Below are 13,822 nucleotides of genomic sequence, written 5' to 3' on the forward strand. Positions count from 1 at the left end.
CCTGAGGACCAAAAAATGATCACCCGTGAGATCCAGCTGGCCGCGCAGATCGCCGGCGCACCGGCACTCGACGACTTCACCGTCGCCACGACCGAGGTGGACGGCGAGGTTCTGGTCCGAACCGACCAGGTAGGGCTCGCCGCGACCTACCTGGAGTTGATGCGCGCGGACTGCACCATCCCGGTACCGGCCTGGCAGCCGGGCCGGCGGGTGGGCGTGGCCGCCATCGGCACCGTCATCCGGTCCGACAGCCCCGAGCTCGCGGTTGGCGACCTGGTCCAGTCGATGACCGGCTGGAGCGAGTACTCGGCGGGCCCAGCCGCCCAGTACATCAAGCTTGATCCCATCGCGGACCCCGGCTACTACCTCGGTCAGGGGCCGACCGCCTACTACGGGATGGCCGACGTGGCGGGCGTCGGCGAGGGCGACGTGGTGTTCGTCTCCGGCGCGGCGGGCGGGGTCGGCTCGCTGGCCGGGCAGATCGCCAAATGCCTGGGCGCGGCGCGGGTGATCGGCAGCGCCGGCAGCCCGGCCAAGGTCGACTATCTGGTCAATGAGCTCGGCTACGATGCCGCGTTCGACTATCACGACGGCTCGGCGGCCGACCGGCTCCGAGAGCTCGCGCCCGAGGGCATTTCGGTGTTCTTCGACGTCGTGGGCGGCGAGCAGTATCAGGCCGCGCTGCAGACGGCCAGGCCCGGAGCCCGCTTCGCGCTGTGCGGTTCGCTGTCCAGCCAGCTCGGCGGTGCGGCGGAGCGCTTCCCCAAGCCCGATCACGCCGCGGCCCAGGCCCGGGGCGTCGAGCTGCTGCCGTTCTCCTGCTACCACACCCCCGACCAGATCGCCGCCTGGCGGGAGCACTTCAGCACCTGGCTGGGCGAGGGCCGCTTCGTCTACCCGCAGACGGTCGTCAAGGGCGGGATCGAGGACGTGCCGCAGGCGTTCCTGTCCCTGCTCCAGGGGGCCTACCGGGGCAATGTCTCGGTGCGGCTGTCGTGACAGCCCTCTCGAACAGGGCCCTGAACCGGGCCCTGCTGGGCCGCCAGTTCCTGCTGGCCCGCACCGATCACACCCCGCTGGAGGCGATCGGGCGCCTGGTCGCGCTGCAGGCGCAAGAGCCCAACTGGCCCTACGTCGGGCTGTGGAGCAGGATCCACGGCTTCACCCACTCCCAGCTCACCACACTGCTGCAGGATCGGAAGGTGGTCCGCTCCGGCTTGCTCCGCAGCACCCAGCACCTCGCCGCGGCCGACGACTTCCGCCGGCTGCGGCCGCTGCTGCAGCCCGTGCTCGACCGCACCGCCCGCTCGGCGTACTTCGCCCGCAACAGCGCGGGCCTGGACACCGCCTCGCTGGTCGCCACCGGGCTTGAGCTGCTGGCGGGCGCGATGACACCGCGGAAGGAGCTGGCCCGACGGCTGGCCGAACGCCACCCGGGCCGCGACGGGCGCATCCTCGCCGGAGAGGTTGAGCTCAGAGCCCCCCTCGTCCACAGCCCGGCCACCGGCACATGGGGCTCCTGGGGCACCCGGTCGGCCGTCTCCGTCACGCCCGCCGAGACCTGGCTCGGCCGGCCCATGGCCCCGGTGACCGCCAAGGACCTGATCCGCCGCTATCTGGCAGCGTTCGGCCCGGCCGGGACCATGGACGTACAGGCATGGTCCGGGCTGACACGCCCCGGTTCGCATCGATGAGCTGGTCGAGCACGGGACGATCCTGGATGAGGAACGTGAGCTGATCGCCGGGAAGCGCGGAGCTACTCGTCCCGCGTCCGTGATCTCGCTGAAGTTCTGCCGTGTCCGTCTCGGATGCGGCATGCGACGACATCGATCCGTGCTGGTGATCGACGTCACTCCGACCTGTCCGGCTTTCTCGTCGGTGAGGCGAATCCTTTGACGACGTCAGTGCCTCATATACGTGTCCCGGCGATCCCGCCGGTGACGCGGACGTGGAGGTTGTCGTGGTCGTAGGTATCGCTGTCGCCGTCGGTGCCGTGCTCATCTGCACGTGTAGTGTCGTCGTGCTCCGCCGAAGGAGGCGTGGACGTGGCTGAGACGACATGGTCGGACGAGCACCTGGTCGCCGCCGCACGCGGCGGCGACGTCCAGTCGATCGCGGCGCTGGTGTCGGATGCCCACCCGCACGTGCAGCGGTTCGCGCGGTCGTTGTGCGCCACACCTGAGGACGCTGAGGACGCTGCGCAGGAAGCGCTCATCGTCCTCTATCGCAAGATCGGAACCTTGCGTGCCACGGGTGCGCTCGTTTCGTGGATGTTCCGGATCATTCGCAATGAGTGCATCCGGCGGGCGCGTTTCATGAAGCGCTCTCTGCCGCCGTTCACCGAGACCACCGTGGTGCCGTCGGCCGAGGACGAGGTGTTCGAGCGTCTGGAGGCCGCGCGCGTGGCGGATGCGATCGCCGCGCTGCCTGCCGATCAGCGGCAGGTGCTGATCATGCGGGACGTACAAGGACTCAGCGGGCGGACGGTCGCCGACCGGCTGGGGCTCAGCACCGCGGCGATGAAGTCGCGGTTGCATCGCGCCCGGACGGCGGTACAACGCACGTTGTCCGATCCAGCGCCGGGGGATCTCGATGCCGCTGTCTGACCGGTCAGGTGAGATCTCGTTGTTGTCGGATTCGGGCTCCTGGAGATGTCGATGACTGATGAACAGGGCTTCGCGAGTTCGTCGCTGCCCCGGCACCTGGTGCGCGGCGCGGTCGGTTTCGGGGCGCTGATCTGCTCGGTCGCGCTCATCCCGGTGGTCGGGCCGGTCAGCTTGCTGCTCGCCGCCGTCGGGGTGTTCGCTTTCCGCGGATGTCCGACCTGCTGGGCGATCGGGCTGGTGCAGACGATCTCAAGGGGGCGGCTACGGCGTTCGTGCTCGGATGGCGTTTGCGAGCTGAAGGTCGCCGACCGCCCCCGAAGCGGCGTCTGAAGGCCGGCGCAGCCTGGCGGGCCGGCAGGGCGGCGCCTCCACCGAGGCCCTGCTGCGCCGGTCCCAGCGCGAGACCACCCGCCCCGCCTGCTCGGCGATGCCGGTGGTCGGCTGCGTCCAGAGAACGATCTTCATGGTGTCTGGCCGCGTGATCGCGACCTGCGGCACGAGACCGAGGTCGACCGGTGGTTGTCCCGCCGGACACCTGAAGTCACGGACCCGGCGATTCTGAGGACTCCGCCGCCGAGACGCCGAGGGCGGACAGGAACGCCGCGGCGACAGGGGATGGAGGGAAGCGACTCCAGATGAGGTACTCCATGCGCGCAGGAGCGTCGCGGAGCTGGAGAACGGGCAGATCGGGAAGTTCGGCCACGAAGGCGGCGGGCAGCATCCCAATGCCCAGGCCCTGTCGGATCAGGCGAGTTATGAAGTCCACGGTCGTCACTTCGAAGGCGACCTCGCGCCGGACTCCGGCCGCTGCGAACGCCTCGTCCGACTGGGCCCGGGCGGCGGTGCCCGGAGGGAAGTCGACGAACGGTTCGTCCGACAGCTGGTGCAGATCCACGCGTTCCTCGTCCGCCAGCGGATGGTCGGGCGCCACTACGGCGACCAGGTCACCGCGCGCCAGTTCGCGACCGCGGACGCCCTGAGGACGCGCGGTCGGGGGAAGCCCCAGGAAGGCGGCGTCCAGGGTGCCCTGCCGCACCCGTTCGATCAGCTCCTCGCTCGCGCCGGAGCGGAGACTGATCCGCACCTGCCGATGCCGCAGGTGGAACCGTTTCAGCGTGGCCGGCAGGTCGACCGCCGTGACGGTGGGGATGGCGCCGATGGCCAGCCGGCCGCGGATCTCACCGGCGGCGGCCGCCACCTCGGCGCGGGCCCGTTCGGCGGCGTCGAGAGCCTGGCGGGCCGCGGGCAGGAACGCCTCACCGGCGGGGGTCAGACGGACGCGGCGGCTGGTGCGGCTGAACAACTTGGCGCCCAGCTCACGTTCCAGCTTGGCGATCTGGTGGCTCAGGGCGGACTGGACGACCAGGCACTGCTCGGCGGCCCGGGTGAAGTTGCTCGTCTCCGCGACAGCGACGACATAGCGCATCTGCTGCAGTTCCATGGATTAATCGTGATGCACGATCGATCCGATGACAAACATGTGTTGGACTCATTGATGCCCTATCTCCGAGGCTGGGCGCATGACGACAACGGTTTCCCATTCGGACGGTGGCCTGTCGCGCGGGCTGCTTCTGCTCATGTCGGTGGCGACCGGGTTGGCGGTCGCGGGCAACTACTTCGCGCAGCCGTTGCTTGACCTGATCGGCCGGGAGATGGGGATCGGGCCGTCGTCGGCGGCACTGTTGGTGACCGCCGCACAGGCCGGGTACGCATTGGGGCTGATCCTGCTGGTGCCGCTCGGCGACCTGCTGGAGCGGCGGCGGCTTGCCGTGTCGCTCTACGCGGTGACCGCCGTGTTTCTGCTGGTGTCGGCGACCGCCTCCAACGGCACGGTGCTCCTGGTCAGTACGGCCCTGACCGCGCTGACCTCGGTGGGAGCCCAGGTCGTGGTGCCGTTCGCGGCGACGCTGGCGGCCCCGGCCGAGCGTGGCCGGGTGGTCGGCACGGTGATGACCGGGCTGATGCTCGGCCTGTTGCTGGCGCGCACCGCGTCCGGGGCGTTGTCGGAGCTGGGCGGGTGGCGGACGGTCTACTGGGTGGCCGCGGTCTTGATGGCGCTGATGGCCGTGCTGCTGCGTATCTTCCTGCCCCGGCTCGGCGGGGACGGCGGAGGCCGGTCCTATCTGGGTCTGCTGCGTTCGACGGTGGCGATGTTCCGGTACGAGCCGTTGTTGCGGTGGCGGGCGGGCATCGCCGCGTTGAGCCTCGCCTCGTTCAGCGTGCTGTGGACGGCGCTGACCTTGCTGCTGGCGGGCTCGCCCTACGGCTGGTCGGAGTCGGCCATCGGACTCTTCGGGCTGGTCGGCGCCGTGGGTGCGCTGACCGCCACGGTGGCGGGGCGGCTGGCCGACCGCGGGTATGTGCAGGCCGTGACCGGCGCCGGGACGGTCCTGCTGGTGGCGTCCTGGACGGCGATCACGGCGGGGGCGAGCACGCTGGTCTGGCTGCTCGTCGGCGTGATCGTGCTGGACCTGGCGCATCAGGCGGTGCTCAACAGCAGCCAGAACGTCCTCTACGCGCTGCGGCCCGAGGCCCGCAACCGGATCAACTCCGCCTTCATGACCTGCCTTTTCGTCGGCGGCGCGGTGGGGTCCGCGCTGGCTGCGGTGGTCTGGGTGCACAGCGGCTGGACCGGCGTGTGCGTCTTGGGCGCCACCTTCTCGGCCGGGACCGTCGTGCTCTGGGTCCTGGAGCGCGTCACTGTCGGCCGGACGGCAGGAAAGCCGGCGAAGACCTCAGTTCAACAAGGCCATGACGCGACACCGGCCACCTCGGCCAACTGATCCAAGGAGCTGAAACCATGCACGTCACCGTGTTCGGAGCGGCCGGAAACATGGGGAGCCGCGTGGTACCCGAGGCGCTCGCCCGTGCGCAGCCGACGGCCGACGTCGTCCGCGACCTGGTCCGTACCCCCGCCCCCGCCCCCGCCCCCGCCGCGGCCACGGCCATGGCCACCGCCAAAGGAGAATGAACGTGCCGCGCACCGTGCTGATCACCGGAGCCACCGGGACCGTGTCCAGCGCACTGATGACCGCGCTGGAAGGGGCCGAGGTGGACCTCCGTGCTCTCGTCCGCGACGAGTCCAGAGCGGACGGCCCGCGCGGGCAGGGCGCCGAGGTCTTCGTCGGCGACCTCGATGACGCCCGGTCGCTGCCGCCCGCCTTCGAGGGCGTGCAGGACGTGTGGCTGCTCACCCCGAACGGCCCGCGCGCTCCGGAGCACAACATGAACGCCGTGTGGGCCGCACGTCAGGCCGGCGTGGAGCGCGTCGTGCGCCTGTCCGTCGTCGGCGCGGCACACGACGCGCCGAACCGCAGCGGCAGGTTGCACGCGCTGTCGGACCGGGAGACCGAACAGTGCGGCATGCGCTGGACGATCCTGCGTCCCCACTGGTTCATGCAGAACCTGCTGAACGAGGCGGGCGACATCGCCGCCACCGGCACGTTCTCGCTGAACATGGCCTCGGCGCGGATCGGCATGATCGACGTGCGCGACATCGCCGACTGCGCCGCCCGCGTGCTCCTCGACGACCCGGATCGCCACCACGGCCGGACCTACACCCTCACCGGCCCGCGCTCGCTGACAGTTGACGAGGTCGCCGCCGAAATGGGGCTCGCGCTCGGCAGGCCCATCACATACCTGCCGGTCAGCGACGACGCCAAGCGCGAGACACTGCTCGGCTACGGTGTTCCGGCATGGATCGTCGACATGCTCGAGGAGTACGCGCGGGCGTACGTCTCCGGCTGGGGAGATTTCACCACCGGTACGGTCGCCGACCTTCTCGGCCGCCCCCCGCGCGACCTCGCCGGCTTCGTCCGCGACCACGCCGCGGCGTTCACCCCGGCCGAGGACGACTGAAGCGCCCCGCTTCAACGAACTTCCGCATGCCGTTGTCGGCCGCAACCCCACCAAGAAGCCGGGGCACTCGATAGAGCCCGCACAAGCTAGGAGGGCATCAGATGATGCGATCGATCAGGGGCCTTGGGGCGCTTCTCGCCGCCCTCACACTGGCCATCACCATAGGCGGTTCCGCCGGAGCGGCATCGGACCGGCGGGCCGGGATATCTCCGACAGCCATCTCATTGCCTGACGGCTTCCAGCCCGAGGGCATCGCCATCGGCCCCGGCCCGTTCGCCTTCATCGGCTCCATGGCCGACGGCTCCATCTACCGCGCCGACCTGCGCACCGGACGCGGCGCGATCATCAGCCGCGGGCCCGGCACGCCGTCCCTCGGAATGAAGATCGACGAGCGCGGACGGCTGTTCGTGGCGGGCGGCACGGGCGGCGACGCGCGTGTCGTCGACTCCCGAACCGGCCGGGTGCTGGCCACCTACCGGCTGGCCACCGGCCCGGCGTTCGTCAACGACGTCATCCTCACCCAGGGTGCCGCGTGGTTCACCGACTCCACCAACCCGGTGCTCTACAAGCTGCCGCTACGTGACGGACGGCTGCCCACCGCCGCGCAGCGGATCCCGCTCACCGGGGACCTGGTGTACGGCGACGGCTTCAACGCCAACGGGATCACGCCGACTCCGGACGGCCGGGGCCTGATCGTCGTGCAGTCGAACACCGGCGGGCTGTTCCGCGTCGACTGGTCCGGTGCGACCCGCCGGGTGAACCTGCACGGCGAGTCGCTGCGGGAAGGCGACGGCCTGTTGCTGCGCGGCCGGACGTTGTACGCGGTGCAGAACCGGTTCAACGCCGTGGCCGTCCTGCGGCTGAACGAGGCCGGGACCGACGGCCGCGTCGTGCGGCGGGTGAGTGACCCCCGGTTCGACGTACCGGCGACCGTGGCGGCCTTCGGCTCCCGGCTGTACCTCCCCAACGCCCGCTTCGACACCAGCCCGACCCCCACCACCCCGTACACTGCAGTCGCCATCCCCCGCCCCTGACTCCCGCGTCGGCTACGCCGAAACCCTCGCCCGGCTGACCGGTGTGGCCGGCGAGAGACGCACTCTCCACCCTCCTGAATGACTGGAATGGCAATTCCAGTCATTCAAGGGAATCGATCGTGCCGGTGTACAACGTTGTTGTCTCCGACAACCTCGATCCCAGAGGAGGGCACCTGCCTTGTACATGAGGGAAACCGGTAATGCCGCCGGTCCTGTCCTGCTGCTCATCCACGGCGGCGGCGTCGCCGGCTGGATGTGGGATGCGCAGATCGACCACTTCGGACCGCGCTATCGCGTTCTTGTGCCTGATCTACCCGGTCACGGCCATAGCCATGACATGGCCTTCACGACGAGCGCGGCGGTCGTCGCCGAGCTCGCCGCCTACCTCGGGCAGCTCCCCGCCGGCACGGACGTCACCGTGGCGGGTTTTTCGCTCGGCGCACAGCTTGCCCTCGAACTGGCCGCTTCCCATCCCGAGGTGGTCACACGCGTGGTCATCACCAGCGCGCTGACGCAGGGCATACCGTTGCCGAGCCTGAGCCACTGGCTCGTCAGGCTCACCGCGCCGCTCGCCCGGCAGACATGGTTCGCCAAGCTCCAAGCGAAGTCGCTGTACATCCCGGACGATCTCCTCGACGACTACATCCGCACCTCGAAGACCCTGCCCGCGGAGAGCCTGATCGCGCTGACCCGGGCCAATGCGGAGTTCCGCACGCCATCGGCCTGGCGCCGGTTCCCTGGAGCCGTCCTGCTCCTGGCCGGAGCGAAGGAACCACGAGCACTCCGAGAGGGGATGCGGCAACTCGACCATGACCACTCGAAGAGCGAGCTGATCGTTCACGAGCACGCGGGCCACGGACTGCCGCTGCAATACCCCGAGTGGTTCAACGCGCGCGTCGAAGGGTGGATTCGCGCCAACCCCGCGTGAACCGCCGAGATCATCCGGAGTCCCTGACTCCCTCACGGCTGCCGGGGTGAGCCGGGTCCCCTCCGAGAAGATCTCCACCCGCGTCGCCCGCCGGCCGAACTCCAGCGGGCCGTCACTCTCGCCCGAGAGATGCGTGCCGCCGGCATCGCGGTAACCCTGGTCGTGCACGAGCACAAGCGGCTCGGCCATGGCCTGGCCCTGGCCGGGCTCGCCGAACAACTCCGCGCCCACGACGTCGGCCTGGAGTTCGTCACCGGCGAACTCCAAGGTATCCACAACCCGTCCGGCGTGGTGTTCACCGTGCCGGCCGCGCTGTCGGGGATGGAACGCGAATACATCCGCGACCGCACCTGGAAGGTCACGAGAGCGCCCGCAAGAACGGCACGGCCACCGGCACCGAGCCGGCCATGAGAGTACGGCTGGGGCACGCTGCTGGGAGAGTAGGGGAGTAGGACCGGGGCACGCTGCTTGGAGAATATCGACACCAAGCCAATGGATGGCTCGCCGAACGTCTTCCGCTCGAAACGATGCTTCCTGTCGCCCGTGATGGCGGGGGTGACATTCTCTTCCCCGACCTGGCGCCGGCAACCTATGGGCAGGTTGTGGGCTATGTCCACGGCTTGCCCGAGTGGACGGGACAGCGAGGGGAGGCAACGGTGGCCGTTCTTGCCCTGGATTTCGCCGCCTACCTCGACAAGGTGTTCATCGCTCCTGACACCGCTGAGATGAATTGGGCGACGCGAGCGGCCTTGATCCATCCGATCCGTGGCGGATGACCATAGAGGCATGGCTGGATGAAGGTCTTCCGGGTGGAGGGCACGTCCATGGACTGCTGCCTGACCTGAGCCGTTGCCCGGGGAAGGGCGACGGGAATCGAACCTGCGCTGTCAGCTTGGGAATCGCATGGATCACGCCTCGTAGTGCCGCTGACCTGCGGTTGGCGCCGGTCATGAGTGACCGTGGTTGCCCCCTCGTTACCCTCCTTAATGGCACGCTAATGGCAGGACGGAGGGCGGCTCTGCGGGGATAAACGAGCAGGTGGCAGCCAAGATCGCAGAGGAGTACCTGTCACGGTGGCGTCGTGCCGCTGTCTATGACGAACTCGCGGTCATGGAGGAGAACGGCGATAAGGACTGGGCGAACGTCACCGGAGAGGACGGGAGCGGCTACAAGGTCCTGGCTTACGTGCTTCCCGAGGCCGATCGGGCACTCCGGTTGGTCATCGCGGTGAACGATCGTGTGCCACGCGCAACCATCGCCCCCGTGACGCGGACTGTGGTCATGCGCCCGGATGGCACCTACACGGAGTAGACGGAGAGTGGCGCGTCTGCGCACCTGATGGCGGTGGCGTGCAACCCCGCGCGGCGTCGGTGAGCTGGGCGGGCCAGATGTCGGTGAGACGGCCCGCGAAGTGCGACCAGGAGTCGACGCGGGGAACGCCGGTCAAAGCAGGTGGGATCCGCAGGGCGTGGATGCGGCTGTGCAGCCCGGCAAGGGCTTGAGAGCGGTGCCGCGTTGATCGGAGTCGACCTCGGGGAGCAGAACGTCGGGTATGTGACTCATGCCGATCGCGGGCGGGGGTTCGTCAAGATCTTCCCAGAGAGGTGCGGGCGCGTCGCGGGATGGACGCCGTGGAGCTGGGTGGGGGCGATCCATTCGCGTTGGCCAGGGCCGTAGCCGTCGGTCTTGTAGAGCTTGATGACTTCAGTGTCATGGCCGGGGCGTTCCCAGGCGTACACGGTGTTGTTGAAGCCGCCGGTCAGGGGTCTGAGTCCCGCCTGGGCGAGGCGGTCGAACAGGCCGGACTTCTCACGCGCCTGCGCGCCCTGCACCACCCCGCGACCCCGCAAGCCTGATTCGTCGGTACGTCCTGAGATCATGCCCCGCATGTACCACGACCTGGCCAACTCCCTCGACCACGTCACCCTGACCTACGTCAGGGGCGTGTCCCCCGCTGACGTCGTCGCCCGTTTCGGCGGGGACATCGCCACCTTCGCCCCCATGTCCGTCGAGAAGGTCGCGCGGACCCACTCCTGGGGCAGCGAGGGCGTCACGCTGGCCGCCGTCGCCTCCCTTGGTGAGTGGACGTTGATCGTCGACAACAACATGGTCGGTTTCTACGACGGAATGGTCGAGTCGCTGTCGGCGGGCACCCGGGTCGTCGCCCATTATCTGCAGGACATCACCGGGATCTACTACTTCCACTGGGTCGAAGACGGGCGGACCGAGGTCGGCTTCTACGGCGAGGACGGCTTCGTCATCGACGAACAGATGGTCATGCCCGACCAGATGCCGGCGACGTTCGCCCCGATCTTGGCCCGTTCCGACGCCCAATTCCCGGGCATGCCCGAGATCAACGTCGGCCCGGTCTTCATGTGGGCCGAGGACCTCACCGGCATCACCATGACCCCCCGACTCCTCGAAGAGCTGACTTTCGTCGGTGGCCCGATCTCACCCGTCCGTCCCGAATAGATTGTCGTGTCCCGCATGTATGAGGAACTGTCCGAGATGGCCGACGGCAAGACCTTCACCTATGTGAAGGGCGTGAGCCCCGCCGACCTCGTGACCCGCTGGGGCGGCGATCCCGCCACCTTCACCCCGATGACCTTCGCCGAGATGGTCGAGCAGTGGTGGCGTCTCTACGACAGGCAGGTTCCGCTCGTCGCCGCGGCCGTCATCAGTGACTGGACGCTGGCTATCGACAACCGCTACATCGGAGTCGACGAGAAGATCGTCGAGCGGTTGTCGGCGGGCACTCGTGTCGTCTCCCACTTCCTGCTGGAGATCAAGGCACTCCACGACTTCCGTTGGTTCGAAGACGGGCAGGAGCAGATCAGCTTCTATCCCCAGGAAGGCTTCATGGTCGGCGACACGCACGCGGAGCCCGACCACATGCCGGTCGCTTTCGCTGAGATCGTGGGCCGCTCCGACGCCCGGTTTCCGGGCGTGTGGAACATCAATGAGGGGCCGGTGTTCGTCTGGGCCGAGGAACTGACCGGCATCACGCTGACTCCGGAGTTACTCGGCGAGCTCTCGTTCCTCGGCGGCTTCCTGCCCGCCGACCCCACGAAGCCCTAGAAGCCGGCGATACGTCCATGACGACCTATCCGATGCCCGCAAGGCGCGCATCGCCTTGGAGGAACAGGACCATGCAAAGCGACGCCAGGACGCGACAGCGGCCAAGGGGAGCGCGAGGGGGCGAAAGCTCCTTCGCAGCGGGGGTCTGGGGGTCGCTCCCAGACAACGCAAAAGCCTCGCGAAGGTGGCCAAATAATGCCACCGAGCAAGGCTCGTCGAGAGCGGGTGACGGGAATCGAACCCGCGCTGTCAGCTTGGGAAGTCTCTAGCGCACATGGTCGCTGAGCTGGGAAGATGCTGACCTGCGGGGAGCGGGTTGAGTGACCGTGACTCCCCGTGATTCCCCCTGATCCCCCTCCTGACGGGCACGGGGTTATGCGCCAGCGTGATCGGTGAAGTCTCCACGTGCCATAGCGATGGCCTACCAGGACGGCAAACCGCCACGCAGGCGAATCCCCCTGACCTCAACTCCGTACAGGCCTAGCAGACGGCGGCGGGGCCAACTATCGCCTCAGCTAGGCCAAGGGCTCAGCTGAGGGCGTAGCGGCTGATCTGGGATGGCAACCAAGATCGAGGAGTGGACGCGAGGTCAGGCCTGGTGCTCATCTCTGCCGCGGGTTACCATCGAGTGCATATACTATTGATGGTATGTCTCAGTGGGAGATCGACCTGGAGCCGGAGGTGGAGTCTTGGCTGGACGGACTTTCCTTTCCGCTCTATCAGCGGGTCATGCGGAACGTAGACGACTATCTCGTCACTGGTGGCATCCCTGATGGGGGTCACGTGAAGAAGCTGAAGGATGCCGAAGGTGTGCACGAGCTGCGTGTTGCTCTCGACCGCACGACCTGGCGATTGACCTTCTGGAAGCCATCCAACAGGGTGATCGTGATCCTGACGGTCTTCCGCAAGACACAGGATGGGACGCAGCCTGCCGACATCGACCGAGCGATCGCTGCCAAGAAGCGGTGTGAGGCAGAGCACGACCTAACCACTACGCACGTGTTCGAGAGGAGCGCATGATGGGTCACAGTCGTTGGGAAACCTACAAGGCGAAGCGTCTGCGCGAGATGGAAGCGGATGCGCAGCCCCACTCCGAATACGAGCAGGCGGGCCGTGACCTGGAGCTTGGAGACCAGTTGCGTGAGATCCGTAAGCGCCGAGGCTTGTCTCAGAAGGTCGTAGCGGAGCGCTCCGGGATGTCCCAGCCCGCTCTGTCTCGCATCGAGGGCGGTGGTGGCATTCCGGATATAGCGACACTGCTGCGCCTCGGTGCGGCAATGGGGGTCCGGTTCCGCGTCGAGCTCGTCGTCGATGACGACACCACTGAAATCGAGCCTCTAACGGTGCATCACCGACAGCTCACGAATGCATAAGCCGCAGGCGGCCACTTCGAAGCTCAGTCTGTAAGCTTCCGCTGCTCCTTTCGCAGTAGCGGTCTTCAGCTGCGGCAGCCTTGCTCGAGGGTTGTCGGCGCCAGGGGAACGAGGAAAAGCCCAGCTCTAGATCACGTTCTTAAGCTGGGCTTTGTTGTTAGAGCGGGTGACGGGAATCGAACCCGCGCTGTCAGCTTGGGAAGTCTCTGACACATCTGATCGCTGAGCTGGGGAAGGGCTGACCTGAGGGGGAGCGCTTCGAGTACCTGTCATTCTCCGTGAGTCCCCCTTGGTCGCTCTTCTGACGGGCACGTAACGGGCACGCCTACTCGTAGATCGTTGCTGCCCCCAGTGCGTTGGCGAAGAACGACCAGGAGGCGTCATCGGGCGCAGGGCGGCCCGTGTTCGTGTAGTAGCCAGGGGAAGATTTGATCCAGCTCGCCAGCGCTCCCAGGAAACGGTCCAGGCGATCGTTCTCCCAGACCGCCCCGCTGATCAGTTCCGCATGAAGGGCCTCAACGTAGCGGGCAAGATCTTCGCGGGTCGCGACCGCTTCGGCGGCGGCAGGTGAGGTGTTGTTCTGTCTCATGGCTCCATGGTGGAGGTCTCACCACGGACATGCACCTCCCCTGCCGGATCTTCCCGTCTGCCTCGTTCCACCCCGGAGGGGCAACAGCTCGGGGACGGAGGGGCAAGGCCGTCTTCGCGTGTACATCAGCCGGTGACGTTCCTCGGTCATTGGATGCCAACGGTCACAGACGGCCTTGATCCGGAGGAGTCGAGATGTTGGGCTTGCCTGGGACGTGGCAGGCGGGAAGATCCGGCTTCTACCTCAGCCAACTACGGCTCTGCGTTCGGCAGTCTCGATCATCCCGGAGCGGAGTCCCCCGCCGGAGGCGTCAGCTTCGAAAGAGCCGGACAAGCGCGACGGCTATCACCCCGGGG

The 13,822-nt window shown here is 67.8% G+C and carries 18 protein-coding genes and 1 pseudogene; 16 read left to right on the plus strand and 3 right to left on the minus strand.

The annotated features are described in order from the left end of the window. Nucleotides 1–15: 15 nt before the first annotated feature. The 4 genes from BM085_RS37915 to BM085_RS37930 all read left to right on the plus strand — a co-directional run bounded on the left by BM085_RS37915 (nt 16) and on the right by BM085_RS37930 (nt 2,936). The gene (locus BM085_RS37915; protein ID WP_093891601.1) at nt 16–999 is read left to right on the plus strand and encodes an MDR family NADP-dependent oxidoreductase; all 984 of its coding nucleotides are present in this window, start codon (nt 16–18) and stop codon (nt 997–999) included. Then, nucleotides 996–1,694, plus strand: coding sequence for a winged helix DNA-binding domain-containing protein (locus BM085_RS37920; protein ID WP_245789930.1), 699 nt, complete (start codon nt 996–998; stop codon nt 1,692–1,694). Before BM085_RS37915 ends, BM085_RS37920 begins: the two co-directional genes overlap by 4 nt. Before the next feature lie 351 nt (nt 1,695–2,045). Then, complete coding sequence (locus tag BM085_RS37925) at nt 2,046–2,606, plus strand: RNA polymerase sigma factor (RefSeq protein ID WP_093891617.1); 561 nt, start codon at nt 2,046–2,048, stop codon at nt 2,604–2,606. A 51-nt stretch (nt 2,607–2,657) separates the two neighbouring features. Beyond that, nucleotides 2,658–2,936 (plus strand): hypothetical protein, encoded by a 279-nt coding sequence (locus BM085_RS37930; RefSeq protein ID WP_093891618.1) that lies wholly within the window; start codon nt 2,658–2,660, stop codon nt 2,934–2,936. Between the two features lie 211 nt (nt 2,937–3,147). On the opposite strand, the gene BM085_RS37935 is transcribed toward BM085_RS37930, so the two are convergent. Next, nucleotides 3,148–4,047: a LysR family transcriptional regulator gene (locus tag BM085_RS37935; RefSeq protein ID WP_093891602.1), complete on the minus strand. Its 900-nt coding sequence runs from the start codon at nt 4,045–4,047 to the stop codon at nt 3,148–3,150. Nucleotides 4,048–4,126: 79 nt separating this feature from the next. On the opposite strand from BM085_RS37935, the gene BM085_RS37940 reads away from it, so the two are divergent. The 8 genes and pseudogenes from BM085_RS37940 to BM085_RS37970 all read left to right on the plus strand — a co-directional run bounded on the left by BM085_RS37940 (nt 4,127) and on the right by BM085_RS37970 (nt 9,737). After that, a complete protein-coding gene (locus tag BM085_RS37940) occupies nt 4,127–5,389 on the plus strand; it encodes an MFS transporter (RefSeq protein ID WP_093891603.1) in 1,263 nt (420 codons plus the stop codon). 17 nt (nt 5,390–5,406) lie between these two features. Then, nucleotides 5,407–5,577: a hypothetical protein gene (locus tag BM085_RS44970; protein WP_177245476.1), complete on the plus strand. Its 171-nt coding sequence runs from the start codon at nt 5,407–5,409 to the stop codon at nt 5,575–5,577. A 2-nt stretch (nt 5,578–5,579) separates the two neighbouring features. Further along, nucleotides 5,580–6,464: an SDR family oxidoreductase gene (locus BM085_RS37945; protein ID WP_093891604.1), complete on the plus strand. Its 885-nt coding sequence runs from the start codon at nt 5,580–5,582 to the stop codon at nt 6,462–6,464. 101 nt (nt 6,465–6,565) lie between these two features. After that, nucleotides 6,566–7,498, plus strand: coding sequence for an SMP-30/gluconolactonase/LRE family protein (locus BM085_RS37950; protein WP_093891605.1), 933 nt, complete (start codon nt 6,566–6,568; stop codon nt 7,496–7,498). Between the two features lie 184 nt (nt 7,499–7,682). Next, complete coding sequence (locus BM085_RS37955; protein ID WP_093891619.1) at nt 7,683–8,426, plus strand: alpha/beta fold hydrolase; 744 nt, start codon at nt 7,683–7,685, stop codon at nt 8,424–8,426. A 111-nt stretch (nt 8,427–8,537) separates the two neighbouring features. Continuing rightward, a pseudogene (locus BM085_RS37960) lies at nt 8,538–8,837 on the plus strand (recombinase family protein); the annotation flags it as partial. A gap of 116 nt (nt 8,838–8,953) precedes the next feature. After that, entirely contained in the window at nt 8,954–9,202 is a 249-nt protein-coding gene (locus tag BM085_RS37965; RefSeq protein WP_093891606.1) for an SMI1/KNR4 family protein, read from the plus strand. 262 nt (nt 9,203–9,464) lie between these two features. After that, a complete protein-coding gene (locus tag BM085_RS37970) occupies nt 9,465–9,737 on the plus strand; it encodes a hypothetical protein (protein ID WP_093891607.1) in 273 nt (90 codons plus the stop codon). A 248-nt stretch (nt 9,738–9,985) separates the two neighbouring features. On the opposite strand, the gene BM085_RS37975 is transcribed toward BM085_RS37970, so the two are convergent. Next, on the minus strand, nt 9,986–10,306 hold the full coding sequence (locus BM085_RS37975; protein ID WP_143121256.1) for a hypothetical protein: 321 nt from the start codon (nt 10,304–10,306) through the stop codon (nt 9,986–9,988). Nucleotides 10,307–10,313: 7 nt separating this feature from the next. On the opposite strand from BM085_RS37975, the gene BM085_RS37980 reads away from it, so the two are divergent. From BM085_RS37980 to BM085_RS37995, 4 genes are all read left to right on the plus strand, one after another. Beyond that, entirely contained in the window at nt 10,314–10,898 is a 585-nt protein-coding gene (locus BM085_RS37980) for a DUF6461 domain-containing protein (protein WP_093891609.1), read from the plus strand. Nucleotides 10,899–10,913: 15 nt separating this feature from the next. Then, complete coding sequence (locus BM085_RS37985) at nt 10,914–11,504, plus strand: DUF6461 domain-containing protein (RefSeq protein ID WP_093891610.1); 591 nt, start codon at nt 10,914–10,916, stop codon at nt 11,502–11,504. Between the two features lie 648 nt (nt 11,505–12,152). After that, nucleotides 12,153–12,524 carry a type II toxin-antitoxin system RelE/ParE family toxin gene (locus tag BM085_RS37990; protein ID WP_093891611.1) on the plus strand — a complete coding sequence of 124 codons (372 nt, stop codon included), beginning with the start codon at nt 12,153–12,155 and terminating at the stop codon, nt 12,522–12,524. Next, complete coding sequence (locus tag BM085_RS37995; RefSeq protein WP_012887629.1) at nt 12,524–12,877, plus strand: helix-turn-helix domain-containing protein; 354 nt, start codon at nt 12,524–12,526, stop codon at nt 12,875–12,877. Before BM085_RS37990 ends, BM085_RS37995 begins: the two co-directional genes overlap by 1 nt. A gap of 325 nt (nt 12,878–13,202) precedes the next feature. Here BM085_RS37995 and BM085_RS38000 read toward each other — a convergent pair whose 3' ends face one another. Next, nucleotides 13,203–13,466, minus strand: coding sequence for a DUF7660 family protein (locus BM085_RS38000; RefSeq protein ID WP_093891612.1), 264 nt, complete (start codon nt 13,464–13,466; stop codon nt 13,203–13,205). Between the last annotated feature and the right edge of the window lie 356 nt (nt 13,467–13,822).

Origin of the sequence: Streptosporangium canum (assembly GCF_900113865.1) — a bacterium.
Classification (GTDB): Bacteria; Actinomycetota; Actinomycetes; order Streptosporangiales; family Streptosporangiaceae; genus Streptosporangium; species Streptosporangium canum.

What these genes read in the sequence shown, in the direction of transcription:
- BM085_RS37915 (WP_093891601.1), top strand. Translation starts at nt 16, where the DNA reads ATGATCACCCGTGAGATCCAGCTGGCCGCGCAGATCGCCGGCGCACCG.
- BM085_RS37930 (WP_093891618.1), top strand. Translation starts at nt 2,658, where the DNA reads ATGACTGATGAACAGGGCTTCGCGAGTTCGTCGCTGCCCCGGCACCTG.
- BM085_RS37935 (WP_093891602.1), bottom strand. Translation starts at nt 4,047, where the DNA reads ATGGAACTGCAGCAGATGCGCTATGTCGTCGCTGTCGCGGAGACGAGC.
- BM085_RS37940 (WP_093891603.1), top strand. Translation starts at nt 4,127, where the DNA reads ATGACGACAACGGTTTCCCATTCGGACGGTGGCCTGTCGCGCGGGCTG.
- BM085_RS44970 (WP_177245476.1), top strand. Translation starts at nt 5,407, where the DNA reads ATGCACGTCACCGTGTTCGGAGCGGCCGGAAACATGGGGAGCCGCGTG.
- BM085_RS37950 (WP_093891605.1), top strand. Translation starts at nt 6,566, where the DNA reads ATGATGCGATCGATCAGGGGCCTTGGGGCGCTTCTCGCCGCCCTCACA.
- BM085_RS37955 (WP_093891619.1), top strand. Translation starts at nt 7,683, where the DNA reads ATGAGGGAAACCGGTAATGCCGCCGGTCCTGTCCTGCTGCTCATCCAC.
- BM085_RS37965 (WP_093891606.1), top strand. Translation starts at nt 8,954, where the DNA reads ATGCTTCCTGTCGCCCGTGATGGCGGGGGTGACATTCTCTTCCCCGAC.
- BM085_RS37975 (WP_143121256.1), bottom strand. Translation starts at nt 10,306, where the DNA reads ATGATCTCAGGACGTACCGACGAATCAGGCTTGCGGGGTCGCGGGGTG.
- BM085_RS37980 (WP_093891609.1), top strand. Translation starts at nt 10,314, where the DNA reads ATGTACCACGACCTGGCCAACTCCCTCGACCACGTCACCCTGACCTAC.
- BM085_RS37985 (WP_093891610.1), top strand. Translation starts at nt 10,914, where the DNA reads ATGTATGAGGAACTGTCCGAGATGGCCGACGGCAAGACCTTCACCTAT.
- BM085_RS37990 (WP_093891611.1), top strand. Translation starts at nt 12,153, where the DNA reads ATGTCTCAGTGGGAGATCGACCTGGAGCCGGAGGTGGAGTCTTGGCTG.
- BM085_RS37995 (WP_012887629.1), top strand. Translation starts at nt 12,524, where the DNA reads ATGGGTCACAGTCGTTGGGAAACCTACAAGGCGAAGCGTCTGCGCGAG.
- BM085_RS38000 (WP_093891612.1), bottom strand. Translation starts at nt 13,466, where the DNA reads ATGAGACAGAACAACACCTCACCTGCCGCCGCCGAAGCGGTCGCGACC.